Genomic DNA, 5,829 nt, shown 5'->3' with positions numbered 1-5,829 from the left:
ATTACCTGGAAAAGAAATTAGCATTATTGCTACATGAAAATAATAGCGCGCATGAAAAAGAAATTCACCAGTAAACTGAAAGAGAAGAAAGGATTGCCGCTGTCGCTGTATTTCCTGGAGCAGCACAACCAGCAGCAAAGTACTGCCATTCTCAAATTTGAAAAAGCCAGGAAAATAAATTCCGAAGGATACGAGCTTTTCAATTTTTATAAAGTGATCTCCAAATTCTGACCATGGAATATCTACATCTATATGCAAACTGCCGGCTCGTGAAAGGCGCCAGTATGTCGCTGCTCTGTGATTTGCAGATGCGCAGGTTTTATCATATCCCCAACGATACCGCCGACGTGCTCCTCTTCCTGCAACAACATTCCATCGAGGAATGCATTGCCCATTATGGAGAAGATAACCGTAAAACCATTACCGGGTATATTGATTTTGTACTCAGCAAGGAAATGGGTTTTACTGATCATCAGTTGTTGCCGGAGCTAATACCGCTGGACCTCAGCTGGGACAGGTACTCCGCTATTACCAATGTTATTATTGAGTACCAGGAAGCAATCAATTACGATGGCCCTTTTTTCCGTGAACTCTTTGACCTGCATGTGCAGGGACTGGAAATCAGGTGCTATCGCAGAACAGAGCTGGGCAAGATCCGTGAATTACTGGAGTTGTTCAACGGCACCACCCTGAAGTTCATCAAACTGGTGCTGCCGTATGCAGAAGCACTGACGCTGCCGGTATTGGATCAACTGGTGAAACAATATCCGCGGGTAAAGTCGCTGCTGCTCCATTCTGCCCCCACTGATCAATCGGCAAAAATATTCGAAGGATCAGTGCCGGTGGCATTCTTCAGCCATCCAATTAATTCCTGCCTGGCCTGCGGCGAAATCCGTTCGGACTATTTTATTTCCAACATGGAACTGTTCACGGAGAGCCAGCATTATAATACCTGTTTGAATAGAAAACTGAGTATAGATCAGCAGGGATATATCAGGAACTGCCCTTCTATGCGGGAAGATTTTGGTCAGGTAACAACGACTTCTTTGCAGCAGGTATTGGATAATAAAGGGTTTCATCGATATGGAAAAATACGTAAAGATGAAATAGCGGTTTGTAAAGACTGTGAATTCAGACATGTATGCACAGATTGCAGAGCCTATGTAGAAGACCCACAGGATATGTATTCCCGACCGCTTAAATGCGGGTATGATCCGTATACCAACAACTGGGAAGACTGGACGAAGCATCCGTTGAAACATGCTGCCATTGCCGCGTATGGGTTGGAAGAGATAATCAATTAATATGAAGCTGAAAGCATTCCCTTTTTATATGCAGCCGGACGGGAAGGATTGTGGTCCTACCTGTATAAAGATCATCAGTAAACATTACGGCAGATTAACAGATATCCAGGCCATCCGGTCGCTGGCCGAAACCACGCGGGAAGGAAGTTCCTTGCTGGGATTGTCTGCTGCTGCGGAGGGACTGGGGTTTAAGTCGCTGGCCGTAAAGATAGATTTCATTACGCTGATGGAAGAAGCGCCATTGCCCTGCATTTGTCATTGGGGACAACAGCATTTCATTGTTGTTTACAAAGTGAAAAAATCGCGCGGCAATACCTTCGTATATGTATCCGATCCTGCCTACGGACTGATAAAATATACCCAACAGGAGTTCATAGATGGCTGGGTAGGAAAGGGTAAGAACGAACGGGATGAAGAAGGGATTGCCTTGTTGCTGGAACCCGGCCCCGGATTTAATGAGGCGGATGCAGCAGCACCACGCAGCAGAAAGGATTTTTCTTTCCTGTTCAGTTATTTTTTCAGATATAAAAAACTGATTGCACAGCTGTCAATCGGTCTGCTGGCCGGTAGCCTGCTGTCACTTATTTTTCCTTTCCTTACGCAGAGTATCGTAGACATCGGCATTCAGAACCATGACCTGAATTTTATTTACCTCGTGTTACTGGCACAGGTGATGTTGTTTATAGGTAGAATGGGGATAGAGATTGTACGCAGCTGGATTCTGCTGCATCTCTCGAGCCGGATCAATATTTCTATTGTATCCGACTTCTTTATAAAACTCATGAAGCTCCCTATCAGTTATTTTGATACGCGTATGACCGGCGATATTATGCAGCGTATCAATGATCATCAGCGGATAGAACAGCTGCTCACCAATTCCTCTCTGAATACCCTTTTCTCGCTGGTAAATCTGGTTATTTTCAGCGTAGTGCTCTTGCTATACGACTATCGCTTATTCCTGATTTATCTGTTAGGAGCCGCCTTATCGGTAGGATGGATCTCGTTTTTTCTGAAGAAGAGAAAAGAACTGGACTATAAACGTTTTTCGCAGGTAGCGCAGGAGCAGAGCAAGGTGATTGAACTGGTGAATGGTATGCAGGAAATCAAGATGCATAATGCGGAGAAACAAATGCGCTGGGGCTGGGAGTTTATGCAGGTGAAGCTGTTTAAAATTCAGATCAGATCATTGTCGCTGGAACAGTGGCAAACGGTGGGCGCGAATTTTATTAACCAGATGAAAGACATCTTTGTCAGTTTCCTGGCGGCGAAGCTGGTACTTGATGGCAACCTGACTTTGGGAATGATGCTGGCAGTACAGTATATCATTGGTCAGCTGAATGGTCCATTAGTGCAGCTGATGGACTTTGTGAAACAAACGCAGGACGCAAAAATATCGCTGGAAAGACTGGGCGAGATCCATGAGAAGGACGAGGAGGAGCGTGCCGATATACAAACGGTGGTAGATATACCCGAAGAAGATATTGCGCTGGACAACGTTTCCTTCCGTTATGTAGGTGCGGGAACGCCGGTGTTTGAACACCTGAGTTTGCGCATACCTCACCGCAAAACCACTGCCATCGTAGGTACCAGCGGTAGCGGTAAAACAACCCTGCTGAAATTACTGATGAAATTTTATGAACCTGGCGAAGGCGATATTAAAATCGGGCATGTACAGCTGCAGCATATTTCACCGCGGTACTGGCGGGACCAATGCGGCGTGGTGATGCAGGAAGGATATGTATTCAATGATACCATCGCTAAAAATATTGCCATAGGAGTAGACGATATTAACCGGCAACAACTGAGAAAGGCCGTAGATGTGGCTTGCATCAAAGATTTTGTGGAGAGTTTGCCCTTAAGCTATAATTCAAAAATTGGGAACGAAGGCATCGGCATCAGCGGGGGGCAGAAGCAGCGGCTCTTCATCGCCCGGGCGGTATACAAATCACCGGAGTATCTTTTTTTTGATGAAGCCACCAGCGCATTGGATGCCAATACAGAAAAAGCCATTATGGGCAACCTGGAAGAATTTCTGAAAGGAAAAACGGCCGTTATTATCGCACATCGCTTGTCGACCGTGAAAAATGCAGATAAGATCATTGTACTGGATAAAGGAAAAGTAGTGGAAGAAGGAACGCATGATGAACTGGTATCGCTTAGAAAAGAGTATTACAGGCTCGTAAAAAATCAATTGGAACTTGGAAACTAAAAAGGAGATATTAGACACTATTCAGCTGCATTCGGAAGGTGTGCAGGATATTCTTACGCAGCCACCCAACTGGATGGTTCGCTGGGGCAATACCACCATATTTGTGATACTGCTGCTCATTTTAGGCATGAGCTATTTAATTAAGTATCCGGAGTTTGTTCCTTCCGCCGTAATCATTTCCTCCCGCAATCCGCCGGAGAAGCTGGAAGCGCGGGTGAATACCAGGGTAGCCGAAATATTTGTGAGCGACCATCAGGCAGTGTCGGGGAACCAGTTGCTCATGGTGTTGCAATCCACGGCAGACTACCACGATGTGATCCGGCTAAGGCGTATCATCGATTCGCTGGATAACAAAGGGATGGAACACTTCCCGCTGGCGGAAGTGGCAGGGTTTAAACTCGGCGATATCCAGGCGGACCACAACGCTTTTGCCCGCGCACTGACAGACGAGCAGCTGTATACCCGATTGCAGCCTTATTCCCCGGATTATGCAGCGGCCAACAGGAGCCTCGCAGAATCGCGCAGCCGGGTACATACCCTGCAGCAACAAAAAAGCCTGGAGCAGGCTAAGTATGAGGTTTCTAAAAGAGAGTTCGACCGGTACCAGGAACTATTTAAAGAGAAGGTAGTTTCTGCCGCCGAATTAAGCCAGGAGAGAATGAAGTTTTTGCAGGCGGGACAAAGCCTGGAAAATATCAATATTACCATATCGCAGCTGCAGGAGGGCATACTGGGTATTGAAAAGACCCGCAGCGGTGTAACCATCAATGCAGAAAAAGACAAGATCAATTTAAGCGCGCAGACCGGACAGCTTTTTGAGCAATTGAGAAAATCTCTTAATGCCTGGGAGCAGAACTACCTGCTAACCTCTTCTGTGGCCGGTGTAGTGGGCTTTCAGCAGTTTGTGGGAAAGAACCAGTTTGTGAAAACGGGAGATATATTATTGTCCGTTATGCCCGATGATAAAGATGTGCTCATCGGCGGCTTACGGGTGCCCGCCACCAATTCCGGCAAAGTAAAAGTGGGACAGAAAGTATTGCTTAAACTCGATAACTACCCCTACCAGGAATTTGGTATGGTGGAAGCCCGCGTGAACAATATTGCCAATGCGCCTGATAAAGATGGGAACTATTATGTGAATGTCATTCTACCTAATGGCCTTCAGACATCTTTCCATAAAATCCTTCCCTTTGATAAAGAATTAAAAGGAAATGCAGAGATAGTGACACAGGACCTGCGGCTGATAGAAAGATTTTTTTACCAGTTGAGAAAGCTGCTGCGGTTTGAATAACGGGTAGTGAGGAATGAAAACCAATGGATAAAACCAGAACAGTTTATATATTTATGTTTTTTTGCGCAGTTAAACTTACTTCATTGATGAATGCAAGAACCGCATGGGCGGTTTTTTCGGTTTTGACCCTGCTTTTTGTTACCTCCTGTAAGGAGAAAGAAAAGCCACGGAAAGATCAGAAAAATACCCTTGTTGCAACGCCCCGTACAGATTATCTGTCCCTGGTTATTTCCCTGGATACTTTATCAACCGACGGATACAAAAAAGCTATTTACCGGGAAGATAGCCTGCTGCGACAACTACCGGATAGTACACCTAACCCGTATTATCATTACTTCCGGGCAAAGCGGTATGGCCTGGAGAAAAAGCGGGACAGCGTGCTGGTGGAGTTTAGAAAGATGCCTGTAGCAAAGGACGATGTGGAAGTGGAACTGCTGAAGATCTGTAGCATCCTGGAGCAAACCACCAATGGCGGCGGCATGGTAGAAGGGCCATTAATGAAGGCCATACTCACCACCATGCAAAGGGCGGAAGGTGTGCATAGCAGGCTAACCTACCGCTTTTATGACCTGATGGCGAAAGCTTACTATCAGAACGACAACGGAAAAGAATCATTGGAATATACCGAACGCTATTATAAAAATCATCCCTACAAATCCCATCCGGTTATCAGTCAGCGGTATTATGATATTTCTTTCATGCTGGCCTCCAAAGCCGGTGACTATGATAAGATGATATTATACAACGCCATGGCCCGGGATTTTGCGAAAAGTATCGGCGACAGCATGGCCATTGCAAGGTCGTATGATAACCTATGCCAGGTATATGTGCAGCAGGGACAATTTGCCAAAGCCCTTGAAAGCAGCCGGATTTTCGTTGATTATTTAAGGAAAACAAATAACCTGGAGGCGTATGCCTATAATAATTTAGCGGCCAGCTTCATTCGTAATAACCAGACGGATTCGGCTATCCACTATTACAGGGAAGCTATTGCCCTTGCCAGAAAAAATAAAGCAATAAGAGAG

At 45.7% G+C, this 5,829-nt stretch carries 5 protein-coding genes; all 5 read left to right on the top strand.

Features of this window, described 5'->3' with window-relative positions; translation table 11 throughout:
• Positions 1 to 51: 51 nt before the first annotated feature.
• On the top strand, positions 52 to 231 hold the full coding sequence (locus VIP81_RS13070) for a hypothetical protein (protein ID WP_331961090.1): 180 nt from the start codon (positions 52 to 54) through the stop codon (positions 229 to 231).
• A 2-nt stretch (positions 232 to 233) separates the two neighbouring features.
• Positions 234 to 1,304 carry a grasp-with-spasm system SPASM domain peptide maturase gene (gene gwsS / locus VIP81_RS13065; RefSeq protein WP_331961087.1) on the top strand — a complete coding sequence of 357 codons (1,071 nt, stop codon included), beginning with the start codon at positions 234 to 236 and terminating at the stop codon, positions 1,302 to 1,304.
• Between the two features lies 1 nt (position 1,305).
• Complete coding sequence (locus VIP81_RS13060) at positions 1,306 to 3,513, top strand: peptidase domain-containing ABC transporter (RefSeq protein ID WP_331961084.1); 2,208 nt, start codon at positions 1,306 to 1,308, stop codon at positions 3,511 to 3,513.
• On the top strand, positions 3,503 to 4,804 hold the full coding sequence (locus VIP81_RS13055) for an HlyD family secretion protein (RefSeq protein WP_331961081.1): 1,302 nt from the start codon (positions 3,503 to 3,505) through the stop codon (positions 4,802 to 4,804). The genes VIP81_RS13060 and VIP81_RS13055 overlap by 11 nt, the downstream gene beginning before the upstream one ends.
• Before the next feature lie 86 nt (positions 4,805 to 4,890).
• On the top strand, positions 4,891 to 5,829 hold a 939-nt coding region (locus VIP81_RS13050), incomplete at its 3' end, for a tetratricopeptide repeat protein (protein ID WP_331961078.1).

The sequence above is a fragment of the Chitinophaga sp. genome, from assembly GCF_036566945.1.
In the GTDB taxonomy this organism is placed as follows: Bacteria; Bacteroidota; Bacteroidia; order Chitinophagales; family Chitinophagaceae; genus Chitinophaga.
This window is presented reverse-complemented; position numbering and strand designations above follow the sequence as displayed.

Excerpts from the sequence above, each read along its gene's own strand:
- VIP81_RS13070 (WP_331961090.1), top strand. The coding sequence starts at position 52 with ATGAAAAAGAAATTCACCAGTAAACTGAAAGAGAAGAAAGGATTGCCG.
- gwsS (WP_331961087.1), top strand. The coding sequence starts at position 234 with ATGGAATATCTACATCTATATGCAAACTGCCGGCTCGTGAAAGGCGCC.
- VIP81_RS13060 (WP_331961084.1), top strand. The coding sequence starts at position 1,306 with ATGAAGCTGAAAGCATTCCCTTTTTATATGCAGCCGGACGGGAAGGAT.